This is a genomic window from Massilia sp. FBCC-B171, assembly GCF_059134155.1.
The window spans coordinates 4,007,489-4,025,642 of record NZ_CP101443.1; the positions used below are offsets into that span (position 1 = coordinate 4,007,489).

18 protein-coding genes are annotated in these 18,154 nt (G+C 62.1%); 5 read left to right on the plus strand and 13 right to left on the minus strand.

What is annotated here, in order from left to right:
* Positions 1–52: 52 nt before the first annotated feature.
* From NMB41_RS18165 to NMB41_RS18210, 10 genes are all read right to left on the minus strand, one after another.
* Positions 53–379, minus strand: a complete 327-nt coding sequence (locus tag NMB41_RS18165; RefSeq protein WP_494379202.1) for a hypothetical protein — start codon at positions 377–379, stop codon at positions 53–55.
* Between the two features lie 230 nt (positions 380–609).
* Positions 610–1,050, minus strand: a complete 441-nt coding sequence (locus NMB41_RS18170) for a hypothetical protein (RefSeq protein WP_494379203.1) — start codon at positions 1,048–1,050, stop codon at positions 610–612.
* A gap of 160 nt (positions 1,051–1,210) precedes the next feature.
* Positions 1,211–1,837: a hypothetical protein gene (locus NMB41_RS18175; protein WP_494379204.1), complete on the minus strand. Its 627-nt coding sequence runs from the start codon at positions 1,835–1,837 to the stop codon at positions 1,211–1,213.
* A gap of 68 nt (positions 1,838–1,905) precedes the next feature.
* Positions 1,906–2,655, minus strand: a complete 750-nt coding sequence (locus tag NMB41_RS18180; protein WP_494379205.1) for a hypothetical protein — start codon at positions 2,653–2,655, stop codon at positions 1,906–1,908.
* Complete coding sequence (locus tag NMB41_RS18185) at positions 2,652–5,387, minus strand: type VI secretion system Vgr family protein (RefSeq protein WP_494379206.1); 2,736 nt, start codon at positions 5,385–5,387, stop codon at positions 2,652–2,654. Before NMB41_RS18185 ends, NMB41_RS18180 begins: the two co-directional genes overlap by 4 nt.
* A gap of 152 nt (positions 5,388–5,539) precedes the next feature.
* The gene (locus NMB41_RS18190) at positions 5,540–6,757 is read right to left on the minus strand and encodes an MFS transporter (protein WP_494379207.1); all 1,218 of its coding nucleotides are present in this window, start codon (positions 6,755–6,757) and stop codon (positions 5,540–5,542) included.
* Between the two features lie 72 nt (positions 6,758–6,829).
* A complete protein-coding gene (locus tag NMB41_RS18195) occupies positions 6,830–7,699 on the minus strand; it encodes a hypothetical protein (protein WP_494379208.1) in 870 nt (289 codons plus the stop codon).
* A 14-nt stretch (positions 7,700–7,713) separates the two neighbouring features.
* Positions 7,714–8,502, minus strand: coding sequence for a hypothetical protein (locus NMB41_RS18200; RefSeq protein ID WP_494379209.1), 789 nt, complete (start codon positions 8,500–8,502; stop codon positions 7,714–7,716).
* The gene (locus NMB41_RS18205) at positions 8,492–9,007 is read right to left on the minus strand and encodes a hypothetical protein (protein WP_494379210.1); all 516 of its coding nucleotides are present in this window, start codon (positions 9,005–9,007) and stop codon (positions 8,492–8,494) included. The genes NMB41_RS18200 and NMB41_RS18205 overlap by 11 nt, the downstream gene beginning before the upstream one ends.
* A 25-nt stretch (positions 9,008–9,032) precedes the next feature.
* The gene (locus NMB41_RS18210; protein ID WP_435761582.1) at positions 9,033–9,323 is read right to left on the minus strand and encodes a DnaJ domain-containing protein; all 291 of its coding nucleotides are present in this window, start codon (positions 9,321–9,323) and stop codon (positions 9,033–9,035) included.
* Between the two features lie 251 nt (positions 9,324–9,574).
* Here NMB41_RS18210 and NMB41_RS18215 point away from each other — a divergent pair, with 251 nt between their 5' ends.
* The 3 genes from NMB41_RS18215 (at position 9,575) to NMB41_RS18225 (ending at position 14,340) form a co-directional block, all read left to right on the plus strand.
* Positions 9,575–11,329, plus strand: a complete 1,755-nt coding sequence (locus NMB41_RS18215) for a glutamine--tRNA ligase/YqeY domain fusion protein (RefSeq protein WP_494379211.1) — start codon at positions 9,575–9,577, stop codon at positions 11,327–11,329.
* 161 nt (positions 11,330–11,490) lie between these two features.
* Complete coding sequence (locus NMB41_RS18220; RefSeq protein WP_494379212.1) at positions 11,491–13,305, plus strand: CHASE domain-containing protein; 1,815 nt, start codon at positions 11,491–11,493, stop codon at positions 13,303–13,305.
* Positions 13,306–13,584: 279 nt separating this feature from the next.
* The gene (locus NMB41_RS18225) at positions 13,585–14,340 is read left to right on the plus strand and encodes a glycine-rich domain-containing protein (protein WP_494379213.1); all 756 of its coding nucleotides are present in this window, start codon (positions 13,585–13,587) and stop codon (positions 14,338–14,340) included.
* Positions 14,341–14,427: 87 nt separating this feature from the next.
* On the opposite strand, the gene NMB41_RS18230 is transcribed toward NMB41_RS18225, so the two are convergent.
* Together NMB41_RS18230 and NMB41_RS18235 are read right to left on the minus strand one after the other, a co-directional pair.
* Complete coding sequence (locus tag NMB41_RS18230; protein ID WP_494379214.1) at positions 14,428–14,688, minus strand: hypothetical protein; 261 nt, start codon at positions 14,686–14,688, stop codon at positions 14,428–14,430.
* A gap of 38 nt (positions 14,689–14,726) precedes the next feature.
* Positions 14,727–15,635 (minus strand): sugar nucleotide-binding protein, encoded by a 909-nt coding sequence (locus NMB41_RS18235; RefSeq protein ID WP_494379215.1) that lies wholly within the window; start codon positions 15,633–15,635, stop codon positions 14,727–14,729.
* A gap of 12 nt (positions 15,636–15,647) precedes the next feature.
* Between NMB41_RS18235 and NMB41_RS18240 the strand changes: the two genes are divergently transcribed.
* Both NMB41_RS18240 and NMB41_RS18245 read left to right on the plus strand, forming a co-directional pair.
* A complete protein-coding gene (locus NMB41_RS18240) occupies positions 15,648–16,676 on the plus strand; it encodes a CDP-6-deoxy-delta-3,4-glucoseen reductase (RefSeq protein ID WP_494379216.1) in 1,029 nt (342 codons plus the stop codon).
* Positions 16,677–16,761: 85 nt separating this feature from the next.
* The gene (locus tag NMB41_RS18245; RefSeq protein WP_494379217.1) at positions 16,762–18,012 is read left to right on the plus strand and encodes an MFS transporter; all 1,251 of its coding nucleotides are present in this window, start codon (positions 16,762–16,764) and stop codon (positions 18,010–18,012) included.
* Here NMB41_RS18245 and NMB41_RS18250 read toward each other — a convergent pair.
* Positions 18,001–18,144, minus strand: a complete 144-nt coding sequence (locus tag NMB41_RS18250) for a hypothetical protein (protein ID WP_494379218.1) — start codon at positions 18,142–18,144, stop codon at positions 18,001–18,003. The two genes, NMB41_RS18245 and NMB41_RS18250, sit on opposite strands and share 12 nt — an antisense overlap.
* Positions 18,145–18,154: the final 10 nt, after the last annotated feature.

Genomic DNA, 18,154 nt, shown 5'->3' on the forward strand with positions numbered 1-18,154 from the left:
CCGGTCAGGCGCGTCCTGCGTTCGGCCGGGGTGACGGATTGGTAGAAAGCGCTTAGTGCAGCTTGTGCTTGAAGTCGGACAGCTCGGCGTGCACGCGGGTGACGACCGCCTCCACATGCGCCGGCATATGCGGCGAGGACCGGCTGATGCGCTTGGCCTCGTCGCCCATGTCTTCCAGGCTGTCGACGCACTCAACGATCCGTGCCTCATCGTTCGACTGCATCACATCACGCGCCTGCTTCACCTCCCGCGAAATGCGCTCGATACAATCGCGCATCTCCGGCGGCGTGTCCTGCGACGCTTTGCAGGCCTGCTCGGCTTCGCCGATGGTCTGCTGCAGGTGGTTGTAGCGCTGCTGGATTTCGTTGGCTTGCAGCATGATGACCTCCTTAAAAAAGAGAGCGGTTTATTTTAGCGCTGGATCTAAAAGGGGTGCGCGCGGTGGGACGAAACCGTTAATTAGAATCGGCTGCAACCTATACGCTCGCCAAGGCTCAGCAAGCCAGCTCTAGAGCTTGCGTCACTCTAATCACACGCTTCGCCGATCTCACTGATCTGCCACCGCTTCCCTTTTTAACTGAGAATTACTTCGCGAACACACGCCTCATTTCAAAAATATCGCAAATAAAGTTTCTTAGACTCAACACGAATACTGGCGTCCCACGCTTGTCTCTTTGCCATGATTCTATCGGCTAGTGCATCAGTTGGCTTCAACCGTTCAACCTCATCTTCCTCGCCAGTCCCACTTGAGTGAATTGTCACCGACTTAGGCATCAGACTCACGATATAAGTACGATCATCTTTCGTATTCGATGAGCACAGAATAGTACTAATCGCACGCCAGGCCCCATCTTGGTCAAAGGCCACAACACTTGACGTGGCATCGAAGATTTTCTTTCTTTCATCTGGCTTGCACACATTCGAATAGCTTTCACCGTGCATTACCAAATCCGGATCTTTCTCAACTGGCTCAAACGCCAAGCACGGAAGAGAAAGAAATATGGCCATAATAAAAACCTCAAGGCGAGGGCTAACTTTAAGGTTTTTCATTTCAGGCTCGATTTGGATATTTGCGTTCCACGCAAGACCGGCGGCGAGTATTTATTGCCCAGTTCGTGACTTCGGCTTACCGTTTGAACATCGGTCATTTCACCGGTCGACTCAATGCTCATTCGTACGATTAAGTTCGCCGCCAAGTTAGGTCAGCAGCCTACTGCGAACCACGTAGCATCACGATCGCATGAAAACTGGTCGGAAAGCGCTCATCGATTTTTACAACATCGGCTCTTGCTTCAATCCGGAGACTAAAATTCTCGATCTTCTTGTGTGCGAGATAAAACACCAGAGGGTCTTTAATTCTTTCTCCCTCGCGCCGCTCCTGCGTTACGTGCTGCAATTTAAAGTCTTCGAAAATCGAGTGCGGCAAGTTCATCAGGTACACTCCAGCAGGGAAGTTACGCGGATGGACGGTTAATCCCGCTTTTCCCCAAGGAGCATTCTCGCGCTCTCGCTGGAAGCTGGCAGACATACCCTTCATCCGAAAATTTTCGCCATGAAATGATTTCATCGTTTTGATCGGATCTTCTGGATTCTTCGGCCAGCGAAATTTACCGACTCCGAGAATTTTGCTCTCTTCCGCTTCGAGTGATGATGACTGATCCATTACTCTAATCATTGCCGTTACGACGTCAGATACATATGACCTCTGCTCATCGTTGAGCGGAACGACTGCTGGAATCTTCCAACTTTCGATGTCATCGTACATTGTCAAGATCCGAACTTTTTCATCATTCAATTTATTCGACATAGGAATAATTTTTCTATGGGAGTCGTTCATAAATATTCCACGCAAAATAACGACACCTAAAATTAATAAGAACACCAAATACGATGCTCCTCTAACTTTCATAAACTAACTCCAAAAACAGGATCAGCTCGAGCGAAGCGCGGCACAGCAAAAATGGGGTCGTCTTCACCAACAACCGGAATCCACTCGCCCTCAACATCTGCCTTGAACAGTGTCTCAGTGTATCGAGACTTCAGGTTTCTATGCCATTTGTAGGGATTAACGGCGTAAACGAATGGGGAATTCATCACACCGCTGTGTTTCACCCAACCGGACCCGCCTACTGTGGGCACATCGGCTTCATCCAGTGCCTCCTTCGCGGTTTCTGCGCAGGTATCATTCAATAATGCAGAATACTGCACGCTTCCATTGTATATTTCCAATCGCAGCTCATTAATCTCCTTCTCGAGCACTTCGGCCTGTGGTTTGAAAATTGGTATCTTAAAAGCCTTAACCGGCTCCGTTATACCGTAGTCCGCTGTAGCTGGTCGTGCATTTTTCTGTCCATCTTTTTTTGATGTCATCACCCGTCCTTTGTTAAACCAACCGAATTTACCCATCCCGGCCGGCCCAAAACTCAATGAGCTTCGAATCGTTACGTTCTTTACAAGATAAATAAATGCGTGCCCATAGTCTTTAGCTAAGTCGTGTATTTCGTTTACAAAGGCATTTGGGTTGTTTACTTCAAAACCGACAACCACATAATAACTATCCAGCGATACCTGAGCACGCTTTTTATTTTCCGTCGGTGATGTCCTTGAAGATCCGAGCGAAAACCAGGATTCGGTAGTCTTGCTTTTTTTAGTCATACACACACCTCGATCGTAAGGTCTTCTTCACTTTCGGTGCCGATCAGATGGGTTTCGCCTTTTTCATTGGTTCGCCCGTATTGATAGGTACCGTCCGCGTATTTAACTCGGTACGCAATATCGGCGAGCGGTTTTCCACTTACGCTATCGCTTAAAATAAAAGCCTCGTCAAATACATTGATCTTATTGTCGGGAAGCCTCACTAATGCTGTCGAAAAACGGGCTGGGCTAGCAAACAAATGCTTCCCCCCTTTCACCGAAAACTTCCCCGGACAAGCAAACGTAATATCGCCCCCCTCCAGCGTCACCGCCGACTGCCCCGCCTGCAGCACGATTTTTTGCTTGGCCTTGATCTCGATGCAGTCGTTCACCGAAATCACCGTAATTTCCTTATCCGCCAGGATTTCCAGCCCATCCGTATGCGCCTGCAGCGACACGGCCCCATTTCCGGCAATCGCCTGGATTCCTCCCCCGTGCGTGAACAGGCTGGCCGCGTTGGCCGCCACCGACGACACCGTATGCCCCGCCGTCATGTGCAGGTCCGACTGCGCCGTCCAGTTCAACTGCTTCCCGGCGTAGACAACGGTAGACGCCGGCGTGGACCAGTTGATGCTGGCCGCCGAATCCATCAGCACGATGGCCGTGCCGAACTTTTCGACCGGCTGCGCGGCGTCGAGGTCGCGTGAGCCGCTCTTCGCCTTCTGTGCCCCCTGGCCGTTGACGGCCGCGGTGTACTTGCCCTTCTCCTTGGGATCGACCTGCTCGATGAAGTCCGTTTGCGCCTTGGCTGCCTCCTTGCTGAACAGGGCCTGCTGCTGCGCTGCAGCTTCGCCCAGCGTCTTGCCGAGTGCTTGTGCCCCCTTCAGCAGCGACATCGCTTCAAGCGCATCCATCTGCGTCGAGCTCACCCCGCAACCCTGCTGCGAACGCGCGCTGGTCGACAGCAGCACGCCTTCCCCACCACGCACAACACCCCAGGCATCGGTGCGCAACTCGAAACCGCTGCCGCGGTAGGCGCCGCGCTGAGCCGATCCGGGTGATTGCTGGACCAGGTAACCGAGATTGAGCTGCGTGCTGGCGGTACTCGTCGCGAGGCGCGTGCGGACCTGTCCGGCGGTGTCGTCAAGCTGCCACTGGTTGTAGCCGCCGCCATCGAAGTTGTGGCTGTGGATGCCCGACAGCGTGCCCGCGTGGTCGATGCCGGAATCGACGCCGGCGGCGAAGGGCGGCAGGTCCGATCCGGTGAACAGCTGGGCCACGATCACGGGACGGTCGATGTCGCCTTCGATGAAGTCGACCAGCACTTCAGTACCCACGCGCGGGGTGAACAGCGTGCCCCAGTTGGGACCGGCCAGCGCTTCGGCGACGCGCACCCAGGTGCCGGAGCGTTCGTCGCCCGGCGCGCAGCCCTCGCTGTCCGTGTCGTGCGCCAGCCCTCCGGGATTGGGGCGTGCACCGCGCTGCCAGCCGAACTGGATGCGCACCTGGTGGTCGCGCGTGCTGGTGGAAACGGAGTCGGATAGGCCGACAACAAGAGCGCATTGCGCACCGGGTGCGGTGATGGTCACCGGTGCGGCGGTCTGCGCCGGAACGATGGCGACCGTATCGCGCACGCAGCCGAAGCTGTTGCGGTAGGTTCCCTTCTCCACTTCACCACGCGCCGCCGCAGCGATGCCGGTATCGAAGTTGTTGCGCGCTTCATGCCGTACCCAGAGCACGGTGAAGGCGTTCTCGCCCTCGGGATAGCGGTCGTGCTGGGTCAGCTGGAAGCCATGCCCGGCGGCCAGGCGACGCACGGCGCCGGTGCCTTCGAATGCCTTGTTGTCCAGTTCGAGCGCCTGCAGCATCAATTCGCTGTGCGTGTCGGCGGCATCAACCGTGCTGGCGATGCGTTCGCCGCTGCCGTCGAAGAGCCACAGCGTCGGCAGCTCGCCCGCATCAAGGTTGGAGCGGTGTTCAAAGGCGGGAGCGAGCAGCTGCGCCGGATCCCAGCTGCTGATCGCCACCGCGTTGGCGGCGAGGGTGCGGCGCGCGCCGAAGCCGTCGATGGCGTCGTCGCGCTCGGTGGCGCGCACGCCGTGAAAGCGGATGCTGTCGCCGCCTGGCGTCGCCGGCGCCTGCGCGCGGCTGTCGAAAATGACAAGGCGGTGGCGTCCCTGTGGTTCGTGCTCGAAGCGCCAGCTCAGGCCCTCCGAGGCCAGCAGGCGCATGAAGAATGCGAGGTCGCTTTCGCGGTACTGGGTGCAGATCGCGCGCGTGGGCAAGTCCTGGGTCAGGTCGAAGTCGAAGGCGACCTGCGGGTAGTCGGCCAGCAGTTCGGTGATGATGTCGCGCGCGTTCTTGTCCTGGAAGATGTAGCTGTCGCGCCGCTGTGCCAGCAGCGCCAGCGCCGGCTCCAGGCGCAGGCGGTAGCGGGCGACGCCGCCGTCGGCGCCCAGCCATGCGGCGCCGGTACACAGGCCGTGCCAGCTGCGGCGGCTGCCGTCGGGCTGCAGGAGGCCGAGCGTCAGCTCTTCGCCGATGAATTGCGCGATGTCGAGGTCGGCCGAGGTACTGAGCGCATCGACGTCGAACCAGAACAGTTCGTTGACCGCCTCGCGGCCTTCGAAACGCTCGGCGGCCAGCGACTCCGGCAGCTCGCTGTCCTGGCTGCTGGCCAGGGTAATGAGCCGTGCGTGCTGGGAGAGGCCCGTGCCGAACAGGCCGAGGGTGGGAAAGCCGGGCGCGTTCATGCTGCCGCCTGCGGGGTGCGCATTGCCATCCGGTGGACTCCTTCGTCAGAAGAATCGACGGCAAGCTGGACACTTGCCAACCGTCGATGTTACCGGACGTAAAGATGGCGATGCTGCCTGCAGGCATGACCTGCATCAAGAATTCGGCGAGTTCAGCCGGGCGGCACAGGCGTCCCCGCTTCGAGCGGCGCCAGCCCGCGCAGGCGCAATGCGATCAGCATGGCGCCGGCCAGCACGAACCCGAGCAGGCCGACGACGCCTGTCCAGCCGCTCGACTCCCACATGAAGCCGCAGACCCAGCCGACCACGCTCGATCCGAGGTAGTAGAAGAAGAGGTAGAGCGCCGAGGCCAGCGCCTGCGGTGCGCGTGCGCGGCGGCCGACCCAGCTGCTCGCGACCGAGTGCGAGGCGAAGAAGCCGAAGGTGTACAGGCCGACGCCGACGACCACTGCGACCAGGTTGCCGAACAGGGTCAGCAACAGGCCGGCGAACATCACCGACATCACCAGCCACAGCACGTTGCGGCGGCCGAGGCGGTCGGCCAGCTGTCCGGCCCATACCGAACTGAAGATGCCGAGCAGGTAGAGCACGGACAAGGCGCCGACCGCGCTCTGGCGCAGGTCGAATTCAGGGCCGAGCAGGCGGTAGCCGATGTAGTTGTACAGGCTCACGAATGAACCCATCAACAGGAAGGACAAGGCGAACAGCCAGGGCAGTCCGGCGTCGCGCATATGCCGGAGCACGCCTTTGGCCAGGTTGCCGGAGCCGACGTGCGCGGGACGAAAGCGCTTCGAACCCGGCAGGCTGCGCCAGAACTCCCAGGCCGCGTACAGCCCGGCCGCGCCGAGCACGCCGAGCGCCACACGCCAGGACCAGAAATCGCTGATGACCGAGGCCAGCACGCGTCCGGACATGCCGCCAAACGCACTGCCGCTGATGTACATGCCCATCGACAGGCCAAGCGAGCTGCCTTCGATTTCTTCGCTCAGATAGGCCATGGCGACGGCCGGCATCCCGCCCAGCATGAAGCCGAGTAGTCCGCGCAGGATGAGCAACTGGGTGTAGTCGCTGGTGAAGGCTGCCAGCAAAGTCAGAACGGCGCCGCTGAACATGGAGGCGACCATCAGGGGTTTGCGGCCGAAAAGTTCGGACAGCACGCTCGAGACCAGCAGCGAGATGGCCAGTGCGGCGGTGGAGATCGACAGGGACAGGCTGCTCTGGGCGGGCGTGAGGGCGAAGTCGCGCGCCAGGAGCGGCATCAGCGGCTGCACGCTGTAGAGCAGCGCGAAGGTGGAAAAGCCACCGAAGGCCATGGCGCGGTTGATGCGTTTGAAGTCGGCGCTGCCGGCGGCAATGGCGGGAGAAGTCATGGATACATGATACCGAAGAATCGCAGCAGGCATGGTAGGGCAAGAGCGGAGCCCGCCCGAGCCCGCCAAGCCTTATGGATACTCGGTATCGAGCTCCGACCCCACATAATTCTCGAGCTCCGCAATGAGCTGCGTCATCGGCGCCTTGGTGCGGATGTTCTGCAGGACCGTGCAGTGTTCGCGGTACGAAGCAACCCGTTCGGCGACGATCGCGCGGTGCGGCGCCGGCACCTTTTCGAGGAAGGCGGCCCAGCCGGTTTCGTAGTCGGGATTGTTCTTGCGTACCGCTTTCACGAAGCGCTCGAAATCCTTCTGGCCGGCGCGCGCATGGATGGTGCCGCCGTCGACCGCGAAGATGGTGGCCAGCGCAATCACGCCTTCGGCGTTCAGGTCCGGATCGTTGACCGGGCCCTCGAAGTGGTTCTTGCGCAGCCACTTGGCCGCATTCACGATGGCCAGCACGCCTTCGCGCTGGCGCACCTGGCCGAGGTAGCGGTCGTAGCCGGTCCAGGTCTCGCCCGGATCGGCCGTGCAGATGTCGACGAACAGCTCTTTCAAGCGCCGGCCGGAATACACCGGGTCGTTGTCGTATTCGCCGACCAGGCTGTCCTCGGGCAGGGCCGACAGTTCGCGGATCATGCGGAACCCCGCCTGGAACACGTACTCGGCGCCGTCGGCGATCAGGATGTCGAGGGCGGTTTCGTCGGAGTCGTCGTCGACCAGGTGTTCCAGCCCGAGCGACATGCCGCCAACCGTCAGCAGCAGCGCGCGCTGGATGCCTTCGGCGGTGCGGTCGTTGGTGAACTTCTCGGCCACCATCGCGGTGATGGACGCAAGCTCGTCGGCCAGGCCGATCGCCTCTTCGGCGTCGGCATGGGTCGGCAGCAGCTTGATCGCACGCACCAGGCGCGGCAGCTTTTCAATGACGATTGCTGGCAGCATCGATGGCAATCCGCTCACGAAAAGATGTCCGAACCGATGCTCTTGCGCGCGCTGCGGCGTGGCTGGGTGCGCACCGACGGCACCTGCTTGCGCAGGCGGTACAGCAAGTCGCGCGTGCTGCGCTGCTGGAAGTTCGGGTCTTCGTCCGGGTCGTCCGGGAACTCGGCTTCGGCCATTTCGTTGCTGTGCCTGAATTCCGGGAAGAGCTCGATCAGCGAACGTTCCCAGCCGTCTTCGCTGGCCCTGGCCAGGTCGATCGCCATCGGGATGATGTCGCTGTCGGACGAGGTCTGGCCCGTCACGTAGCGCCCTTTCAGGTTGATTTCGCCGGCCACTTCCATGATTTCTTTCGGCGCGAGCGACCACAGGATGGCGAACACGGTCGCGCCGTGGTCGGTGGCCGAGGCTTCATGCAGCAGCTCGTGGCGGCGGTCTTCGTCGTCGGTAGCGTAGACCACGCCATGCACGTGGTTGAACAGGCCCTCGGCGATCCGCTCCGGGTCGTCCTCGATCATGTTGTCGGGCCAGGTGGCGGCCATGTAGGCCAGGCTGTCGGCCCAGGCTTTGGGCGGCACCAGCAGGGTCGCCAGCGAGGTCTTGCCGCCGTCGAAGCCGGCCAGGTGCAGGGCGGTGACTTGCGGCGGCAGCGTGGACAGCACTTCGGTCACGGCGTAGTCGCCGTGCTCGTCGGCTGCTTTCGAGAACGCCTCTTCAGCGTGCCCCAGCGAGCCGGCCAGGACCAGCTCACTGACCTGGCGGGTCAGTGCGGGCAGGTTGGCGCCATTGTTTGCGTTATCGCTCATCGCGTTCTCCTTCGCCATCAAAGATGCCTGTGAAGTCGTCCGAGACCATGCCGTCTTCCTCGTCCTCGTCGTCGCCCTCGTCGCCTTTGGCAAGCTGGTCGAGCGACTGGTCGTCGTCTTCCCAGCGCTGCTGGTGCTTGTAGAGGAAGGCGGTGATGATCGCCTGGCGCGCAAGCTCGGGATGGTTGTCGGTCATCGATGCATACATCGCAGCGCCCTCCTCGCCCGTGCATTCGGCCATGGCGAACACCTTGTCGGCGCCGTCGCCTTCGTAATCGGCCGCCTCGCGCAGCAGGCCCTTCGGGTCGAGGAACTTGATCTTGTCAACGAGGGCGAAGGCCATCAGGTTGACGTCGTCGATGCCCGAACCGCCGGCATACTCCGACACCAGGGCGTCGACCATCATCTGGTAATTCTTCTTGTTCGGCGGGTCGCCCAGCGTGCCTTCGATCTGGCCCTCCAGCTCGCGCGACTGGTAGGCGAATTCGGGATGTACTCGTTTCATGTTGTGTCCTGTATGGGGGAGAGCTTCAGACCTGCAGCGTGACGCCGTTGAGCGCGAACAGCGAGCGCCACAGCTCGAAGGCTTCGGCTTCGGCGTCGAGCACGATGCGGTGGTTCACGCTCTGGTTGTATTCGTCGCGTTTGGCGGCATCCGACAGGATCTCGTAGGCCTTGGTGACGGCCTTGAAGCGCGCCTCCGCACCCGGCGCATCGTTGCGGTCGGGGTGATAGCGCATCGCCAGCGAGCGATAGACCTTCTTGATCTCTTCGTCGCTGGCATTCGGCGCGACGCCGAGGATCGCGTATAAATTTTCCACTTTGGAACTCTCCGGCTGGTGCCTGACAAACGGCAAAACGAGATTATCCTATAGAAAACGCCAACGTGACAGCGGCGCCGGAACGCGCAACTGCCCTGCGCTCGCTCGCCGGCAGGCCGATGCCGACCAGGAATGCCTCAGTATGATCCCTGCATACGAGGCGAACCGTGCGCTCGGCCACATAGGCGGACCCTGCCCCGGGCCGTCTACGGTAAAATGTCCATTAACTTTACCTATCCAAAACACCATTCATGAGTAACGACAAGAACAAGGCAGCGGCAGCGCCTGTGCCCCCGTCTAATTTCCTGCGCTCCATCATCGATCATGACCTGGCAGCCGGTGTTCACACCCGCGAAGGCATGCCTTCGGTCATTACCCGCTTCCCGCCGGAGCCGAACGGCTACCTGCACATCGGCCACGCCAAATCGATCTGCCTGAATTTCGGCCTGGCGCGAGACTACTCGGGCCGCTGCCACCTGCGTTTCGACGACACCAATCCCGAAAAAGAAGACCAGGAATACGTCGACACCATCATGGACAGCGTCAAGTGGCTCGGCTTTTCGTGGGAACAAGGCGGTGAGGAATTCCTGCATTACGCCAGCGACTATTTCGATACGCTCTACGCCATCGCCGAGTACCTGATCCAGCAGGGTGTTGCCTATGTCGACAGCCAGAGCGCCGACGACATGGCGAAAAACCGCGGCAATTTCGGCACGCCGGGCACCAATTCGCCCTTCCGGAATCGCCCGATTGAAGAATCGCTGCAGCTGTTCCGCGACATGAAAGCCGGCAAGTACAAGGACGGCGAACACATCCTGCGCGCGAAGATGAGCGAAGACGCGATGTCCTCGCCGAACATGACGAACCGCGATCCGGCCCTGTACCGCATCCGCCATGCGCACCACCACCGCACGGGCGACGACTGGTGCATCTACCCGATGTACGACTACACCCATCCGCTGTCGGATGCGCTCGAGTCGATCACCCATTCGATCTGCACCCTGGAATTCCAGGACCACCGCCCGTTCTACGACTGGCTGATCGCCACCGCGACCGAAGGCGGCTTCTTCACCCCGCCGGTGCCGCGCCAGTACGAAATGTCGCGCCTGAACCTGACCTATGTTGTCATGTCCAAGCGCAAGCTGCGCCAGCTGGTCGACGAAGGCATCGTGTCGGGCTGGGACGACCCGCGCATGCCGACCATCGTCGGCCTGCGCCGCCGCGGCTATACGCCGGAATCGATCCAGCTCTTCTGCGAGCGCATCGGCGTCTCCAAATCCGACGGCTGGATCGACATGAGCACGCTGGAAGGCGCGCTGCGCGACGACCTCGATCCGAAGGCGCCGCGTGCGATCGCCGTCCTCCGTCCTTTAAAACTGATTGTGGACAACTTCCCTGAAGGCGAAGCGCATGATTGCACCTCGCCGGTCCACCCGCACCACCCCGAGATGGGCGTGCGCAGCTTCCCGTTCACGCGCGAACTCTGGATCGAGCAGGAAGACTTCATGGAAACGCCGACCAAGGGCTATTTCCGCTTCACGCCGCCCGTGGGCGACCAGCCAGGCAGCCGCGTGCGCCTGAAGTACGGCTATGTGGTCGAGTGCACCGGCTTCGACAAGGATGGGGACGGTAAAGTTACCGCGGTGCACGTGAATTATTTCCCGGACTCGAAATCGGGCACGCCGGGCGCGGACAACTACAAGGTCAAGGGCAACATCACCTGGGTCAGCGCCGCCTCCGCCCTCGAAGCGGAAGTGCGCCTGTACGACCGCCTCTTCCTCGATTCGCAGCCGGACGCCGGCGGCAAGGACTTCAAGGCCCTGCTCAATCCGAACGCCCTGGAAACCGTCACCGCCTACCTCGAACCGGGCATGGCGGCGGCCACGCCCGAGCAGCGCTTCCAGTTCGAGCGCCATGGTTATTTCGTTGCCGACCAGGTTGATTCCCAGCCGGGCAAGCCGGTCTTCAACCGCGTGACGACCCTGAAAGACAGCTGGGCCAAGTAAGCGCACTTGCTGCCAGCAGATCCCGCCCCGGGCTAGCCGCGGCGGGATTTTTTTATGTCCAGTTTCCGCTTCGCTCCAACTATCAGGCCTGCTAGGTTTCAGCCAGGACGGCTTGGGCGATTCTGATCCACATCAAACAGGATTAATTCCTTGGACTGCACATGGCCGACTGGCTGACCAAACTCAAGGCGATCAGGCTCAACTCCTGGCTCGGCGCATTGCTGTCGCTTGGCGTCGGCGCGGGCCTGTACGTCGGTACCGGCCAAGCCATCGAAAACGATGCGCAGATCCGCTTCACGCACATGGCGCGCAACGTCCAGTCGACCCTCGACAGCCGGATCAAGACCTATGCCGACTTGCTGCGCGGCGCCTCCAGCCTGTTCCTGACGACCGACGAGGTCACGCGCGACGCGTTCCGCCGCTACGTGGCGGGGCTTGACCTGGTTCACCAGTTCCCCGGCATTGAGACGATTAACTTCGCAGCCCATGTCACCGATGACCAGCGCGCCGAATTCGAGGCCCGGATGCTGCGCAATGTCGACGGGCGGCGCAATTTTTCGATCGTGCCGGCCGGCCGCCGCCCCGAGTACACGCTGCTCACGTTTATCGAGCCCAGCAAGATCTGGGCCGACCGCATCGGCGTCGACCTGCAGGCGCGGCCCGCCGTGGCAATGTCGTTGGGGTATTCGCGCGATACCGGTGAAGTGTCGACCTCGGGCACCCGGGTGGCCTCCACACCCAGCGGCCTTGGCATGCGCATGCCCGTCTACCGCCCTGCCATGCCGCTGGGCGACGTGGCCCAGCGCCGCGCCGCCTATCTCGGTTCGGTCGGCGTCGGCTTTTCCGTCGAGCGCCTCGCCCAGGGCGTGCTCGACAACATGTCGAAAGCGACGACCCGGCTCATCATCTCCGGCATGAGTCCGGTCGAGGAACCGGGTGGTCCGCCCGGCGTGTACCAGCGCGCCGTTTACTTCGACAACCAGCCCAACGCATTGCGCAACGATGCGGAGGTGTTCCGGGCGCTGCTGCCCGTCGGCGTCAGCGGACGCGGCTGGGACATCGATTTCAGCGTAAGCAAGCGCAGCATGTATTCGGAAATCGATACCGTCCTGCCCTGGGTCGCCATGCTCGCCGGCGTGATCGGCACGTCCTTGCTGTATGCGCTCTTCCAAACCCTCAGTTCCTCGCGCCGGCGCGCCATCGTGCTGGCGGAGGACATGACAAAGGAATTGCGTGCCAGCGAAACGAAGCTGCAGCGCACCAACGAAAACCTGCGTCGCCTGGCGGCCCATGCCGAAAGCATCAAGGAAAGCGAGCGCAAGCGTATTGCGCGCGAAATCCACGACGACCTTGGACAAAACCTGCTGGCGCTGCGCATCGAAGTCGACCTGCTGGCCTCGCGCACCGGACGCCATCCACGCCTGCACACGCGGGCGCGCTGGATGCTCGAACAGATCGACGCCACGATTAAAAGCGTGCGTCAGATCATCAACGACCTGCGGCCCCATGTCCTCGACCTTGGCCTGACCGCCGCGGTCGACTGGCAGATTGCCGAGTTCCAGCGCCGTACGGGACTGTCATGCGAGCTGGTGCCGCACAATCACGACCTGCACGTGAGCGATCGCTGTGCAACCACCCTCTTCCGCATCCTGCAGGAGTCCCTCACGAATGTGTCGCGCCATGCGCGTGCCACGCTGGTGCGTGTGGAACTCGCGGCCGACTCGGAATCGATCTCGATGACCGTCAGCGACGACGGCATCGGCCTGCAAAAAGCAGGCGGCCTGAAGCCCGGATCATTCGGCCTCGTCGGCATCGAAGAGCGCGTCCGTATACTCGGCGGCAAGTGCGTCATCAGCAGCCCCCGAAATGCCGGAACGACCGTCCATGTATCGATTCCCACGGCCGAGAACCTGCTCTCCATCGCCCCCCTGCCGGCCCAGGCCAGCAGCACGCGCACGCCGGTAGGCAGCTTGTAGGCACCCGCGGTAAATCCCTGTAGGTGGGTTGTCGCCAGGCTGTCGGCAGCCGCCATGCGCTTGTAGGCGGATTTACCACAGGAAATTAGTTGACGGCTCTCAACTTGCGGTAAATCAACGATTTCCGGAAGCTTGGGGTAGAGAATTCATATCAATGCTTCTCGTCAACAACCGCCCCAGCGATAAGGAGGACCAACCATTCGCCAGCACGACTCCATCGAACACATGCGCCAAGCAAACAAAAAATAACGATGCAGTATCCAAACAAAAGGATGAATCATGATCTCGAACAAAGATGTCGACCTCATTTCCGCGCTGGACCTGAACCCGATCAAAGTCAAACTGATGCACAAGGAATCCGGCGAAGGCTGGTCGCTGGAAAGGGCCAATGCAATGGAAGTCGAGTACCGCCGCTTCCTGTACCTGATGAAAGCCTTCCCGGCCGAGCAGACCGCCCCCCTGGTCGACGTCGACACCTTCTGGCATTACCACATCCTCGACACCATGAAATATGCCCGCGACTGCGCGCAGGCCTTCGGATACTTCCTACACCATTATCCGTACATCGGGCTGGAAGGCGAGGATGGTACCGAGGTGCAGGCGCAGGCCGGCGACCGGATGCGCGCGCTGTATGAGTCGACCTTCGGTGAAGCCTACATGCGTTCGTATGGTGCGGACGCTGCCTGGTGCGGCCGGGCCCCGGTGAAGGCAGAAGCGGCACAAACCGCCTGGTGCGGGCGTGCTCCCGAAGCCGCAGCTGCGGATGGCGCAAACACCGCTTGGTGCGGCCGTGCCCCCGAAGCTGCGAACACCGCATGGTGCGGCCGTGCGCCTGAAGCCGCGAATACGGCATGGTGCGGCCGTGCGCCCGAGGTGAGCGCCGAGGCCGGCAAGGCGGCATGGTGCGGCCGTGCACCGGTCAAGGCCGAAAACGCAAATACCGCCTGGTGTGGACGGGCTCCGGTGGAGGTAGAGGCGGCCACGGTGCAGAGCGCCTGGTGCGGCCGCGCCCCTGCCCTTGCACTGGCGGCTTGAAGGGCGCCGCTCCCGGCCCATGAGGGCGGAACGACGTTAGCCCCCCCTTACCCGCTTGCCAAGGCCCCGTTCGCGGGGCCTTGTTCTTTACGGCTTCTTGTGACGGGTGCGCAGCTGTTGGCGTTCCTGGGTGCGCTGCTTGTTCTGCTTACCCTCGAACAAGGCGGCGGCTTCTTTCTTTGCCTGCTCGATGGTGCGCATCGCTTCGTGATCGTCATGCGCGACAAAATAATCGTCGGCCTGGGCGTCGACCACCAGCTTGATCGCCGCCTCGTCGTCGAGTTCGTACATTTCGGTGAGCAGGGTCGTGATTTCGTCGAGGAATGCTTCGTAGGTCAGGGTCGTCATGGTGTCGGGTCTTTGTAAAATGCTTTTCGGGAGGGGCGCTATTCTACCAGCGGCCACTGCGCCAGCGCGTGCTGGACGTCCGGATAGCGCAGGCGCACGCCGAGTTCGCGGCGCAGGCGGGTATTGTCCAGCTGCCGCGATTCCGACATATACGACATCAGCACCGGCGACACCACTGCGCGCAACTCGGCGCGCGGCAGGCGCGGCGGGCGCGGCAACTGCGCGGCGTCGGCCACCGCATCGAAATAATCGGCCATTTTCAGGCGCGTGTCGTCGCTGGCGTGATAAACCCGCCCGGGACGCGCCCGGAACAGCGCCAGCGCGACGATACGCGCCAGGTCGTCGGCCTGGATGTGGTTTGTATACACATCGTCTTCTTCGCGCAGCGCCGGCGTGCCTTCGCGCAGGCGTTTCATGGGGAGCCGGTCGATCGCGTAAATGCCGGGCACACGCACGATGGCCGCACTGCCGCCGCTGCGGATCGCCCAGGCGCGCAGCACGCGTTCGGCGTCGACGCGGCGTGCGGCACGCGCGTTTTTTGGCGCCACGGTGCGCGTTTCGTCGATCAGCGCCCCGCCGCAATCGCCGTAGACCCCGCTCGTGCTCACGTACACGAGGTGCGCCCCCGCGGGTAGAATGGCGGTCACATTGCGCGTGCGAACATCCAGCGCCCCTTCCGGCCGCGGCGGCGCCAGGTGCACCACATACGGCGCCAGGCCACGCAGGCGCGCCAGGCTGGCCGGCTGGTCGAGGTCGGCAAGGATAGGAACGGCCCCGGCGGCGCGAATCGCCGCGGCGTGGACCGGATCGCGCGTCACCGCGAACACGCGAAAGCGCGCACGCAGCAGCGGCAGCAGGCGCATGCCGACGTCGCCGCAGCCGAGCAGGAGCAGGCGCGGACGTCCCAGGCGGTGCCTATTGCTGTAATTCATTTTGTAGAAGTTCATTTTGAGGATTGTATGACGTTCCAGATCACTGTCCAGCCCAGCGGCACCCAATTTGCATGCGAGGACGACGAAACCGTGCTGGCGGCCGCGATCCGCGCCGGCGTCGGCCTGCCGTATGGCTGCAAGAACGGCGCCTGCGGTTCGTGCAAGGGCAAGGTTCTCGAAGGTGCGGTCGCACACAAGCCGCACCAGGCGCGCGCCCTGACCGAGCAAGAAAAGCTGGGCGGCATGTCGCTGTTCTGCTGCGCCCTGCCCGAAGGCGACATCGTGATCGAGGCGCGGGAAATTGGCGGCAGCAGCGATTACCCGATCCGCAAGATGCCCAGCCGCGTGCAATCAATCACGCGCGCCGCGCCCGACGTCGCCATCATCACGCTGCAGCTGCCGGCCAACGAGGCGCTGGCCTACCGCGCCGGCCAGTATGTCGAATTCATGCTGAAAGACGGCAAGCGCCGCGCCTACAGCCTGGCCTGCGCGCCGACCCTGGAGCGTCCGCTCGAACTGCACATCCGGCACCTGGCCGGCGGCCTGTTCACCGACCACGTCTTCGGCGCCATGAAGGAACGCGACATCCTGCGCTTCGAGGGGCCGCTCGGCACCTTCTTCCTGCGCGAGGAATCGGATAAACCGATCGTGCTGCTGGCCTCGGGCACCGGTTTCGCGCCGGTCAAGGCGCTGGTTGAGCACCTGATGCACCTGAAGTCGACCCGTCCGGTGCGCCTGTATTGGGGCGGACGCCGTCCGCAAGACCTGTACATGGACGAACTGTGCCAGGCCTGGACCACGACCATGCCGGACTTCGCCTACGTGCCGGTGATTTCGGATGCGCTGCCGGAAGATAACTGGACGGGCCGCACTGGCTTCGTGCACGCGGCCGTCATGCAGGATATTCCGGACCTCTCTGGCTACCAGGTGTATGCCTGCGGCGCGCCGGTGATGGTCGAAGCGGCGCGCAATGAGTACACCGCGCAGTGCGGCTTGCCGGCGGATGAGTTTTTTGCCGATGCGTTTACAACCGAGGCGGACCTGGCGTCGGAATGACGCGCTTGTAAAGTGGACGGGGCTCAGCAACAGCAGGTAAAACCGGGCACAATTGGCAACTTCGCGCGAGTAAAGTTCCCCTTTCATGTCCCTGCTTTCCCCGTCCGGCGGCCTGGCCGTCCTGCGCAACCGTAACCTCTCCTTCTACCTCTCGGCCCGCTTCCTCGGCACCCTGGCCGTCCAGATGCAAAGCGTCGCGGTCGGCTGGCAGGTGTATCAAATCACCGGCAGCCTGTTCGACCTCGGCCTGATCGGGCTGGCCCAGTTCGCGCCCTTCCTGATTCTGATCCTGTGGGCCGGCCACGTCGCCGACCGCTACGACAGGCGCAAGATCATCGTGCTGTGCATGCTGACCCAGCTGTTGGTGAGCGGCCTGCTGCTCGCGTTTACCGCCAGCGGCAGCCGGGTCGTCTGGCCGGTGTTCGCGGTGCTGGTGCTGTTCGGCAGCGCGCGCGCCTTCATGATGCCGGCCTCGCAGGCGGTGCTGCGCAATCTGGTGCCTGATAAAGATTTCGGCCAGGCCGTCGCGCTGGCCTCTTCCACTTTCCACGTCGCGGTGATCGCCGGCCCGGTGCTGGGCGGCCTGCTGTATGTGTTCGGCCCGACCGTCGTGTACATGGTCTCGGCCGGCCTGCTCCTGATCGCGACCTTGCTGATGGCCTCGACCACAAGCGCGCCGCAGGTGCGCAGCACGGCGCCCGTCAGCTGGCATACCTTGCTGGAAGGCCTGCGCTTCGTGAGGTCGCGCCCGATCGTGCTGGGCGCCATTTCGCTCGACCTGTTCGCGGTGCTGTTCGGCGGCGCCACGGCGCTCCTGCCCGCCTATGCGCACGACGTGCTGCATGCGGGGCCCACCGCGCTCGGCTGGCTGCGCACGGCGCCCGGCGCGGGCGCGGCGCTGTGCTCGATCCTGCTCGCCTTCGTGCCGATCCGTCGCCATGTGGGTGCCTGGATGTTCGGCGGGGTCGCCCTGTTTGGCCTGGCCACGCTCACCCTTGGCTGGACCAGCAATTTCACGGTCGCCCTGGTAGCCCTGTTCGTGCTGGGCGCCGGCGACATGGTCAGCGTCTACGTGCGCCACCTGCTGGTGCAGTACGAAACGCCCGACGAGATCCGCGGCCGCGTCAGCGCAGTCAATTCGGTCTTCATCGGGGCCTCGAACGAACTGGGCGAATTCGAATCGGGCGTCACCGCCGGCTGGTTCGGCCTGACGCGCGCAATCCTGCTGGGCGGCGCGGCAACCCTGGTCGTCACGGGACTGTGGGCAGTGCTGTTCCCGGTGCTGTCGAAAATGGATCGCTTTCCTCATCACAAGGAAGACGGATTACCCAAATAGCGTACGGGACGCGGTAAAAATAGCAAAAAGTGTAAGATCGGCTTCAAGATCTTTGATAAGGGAGCCATCTTTATGCAAATCAATGTCAATACTGACCGTACCATCGAAAAACACCAAGGTCTGGATGAGCACGTCGCATCCG

What these genes read in the sequence shown, in the direction of transcription:
- NMB41_RS18165 (WP_494379202.1), bottom strand. Translation starts at nt 379, where the DNA reads ATGCTGCAAGCCAACGAAATCCAGCAGCGCTACAACCACCTGCAGCAG.
- NMB41_RS18170 (WP_494379203.1), bottom strand. Translation starts at nt 1,050, where the DNA reads ATGAAAAACCTTAAAGTTAGCCCTCGCCTTGAGGTTTTTATTATGGCC.
- NMB41_RS18175 (WP_494379204.1), bottom strand. Translation starts at nt 1,837, where the DNA reads ATGAACGACTCCCATAGAAAAATTATTCCTATGTCGAATAAATTGAAT.
- NMB41_RS18180 (WP_494379205.1), bottom strand. Translation starts at nt 2,655, where the DNA reads ATGACTAAAAAAAGCAAGACTACCGAATCCTGGTTTTCGCTCGGATCT.
- NMB41_RS18185 (WP_494379206.1), bottom strand. Translation starts at nt 5,387, where the DNA reads ATGAACGCGCCCGGCTTTCCCACCCTCGGCCTGTTCGGCACGGGCCTC.
- NMB41_RS18190 (WP_494379207.1), bottom strand. Translation starts at nt 6,757, where the DNA reads ATGACTTCTCCCGCCATTGCCGCCGGCAGCGCCGACTTCAAACGCATC.
- NMB41_RS18195 (WP_494379208.1), bottom strand. Translation starts at nt 7,699, where the DNA reads ATGCTGCCAGCAATCGTCATTGAAAAGCTGCCGCGCCTGGTGCGTGCG.
- NMB41_RS18200 (WP_494379209.1), bottom strand. Translation starts at nt 8,502, where the DNA reads ATGAGCGATAACGCAAACAATGGCGCCAACCTGCCCGCACTGACCCGC.
- NMB41_RS18205 (WP_494379210.1), bottom strand. Translation starts at nt 9,007, where the DNA reads ATGAAACGAGTACATCCCGAATTCGCCTACCAGTCGCGCGAGCTGGAG.
- NMB41_RS18215 (WP_494379211.1), top strand. Translation starts at nt 9,575, where the DNA reads ATGAGTAACGACAAGAACAAGGCAGCGGCAGCGCCTGTGCCCCCGTCT.
- NMB41_RS18220 (WP_494379212.1), top strand. Translation starts at nt 11,491, where the DNA reads ATGGCCGACTGGCTGACCAAACTCAAGGCGATCAGGCTCAACTCCTGG.
- NMB41_RS18225 (WP_494379213.1), top strand. Translation starts at nt 13,585, where the DNA reads ATGATCTCGAACAAAGATGTCGACCTCATTTCCGCGCTGGACCTGAAC.
- NMB41_RS18230 (WP_494379214.1), bottom strand. Translation starts at nt 14,688, where the DNA reads ATGACGACCCTGACCTACGAAGCATTCCTCGACGAAATCACGACCCTG.
- NMB41_RS18235 (WP_494379215.1), bottom strand. Translation starts at nt 15,635, where the DNA reads ATGAACTTCTACAAAATGAATTACAGCAATAGGCACCGCCTGGGACGT.
- NMB41_RS18240 (WP_494379216.1), top strand. Translation starts at nt 15,648, where the DNA reads ATGACGTTCCAGATCACTGTCCAGCCCAGCGGCACCCAATTTGCATGC.
- NMB41_RS18245 (WP_494379217.1), top strand. Translation starts at nt 16,762, where the DNA reads ATGTCCCTGCTTTCCCCGTCCGGCGGCCTGGCCGTCCTGCGCAACCGT.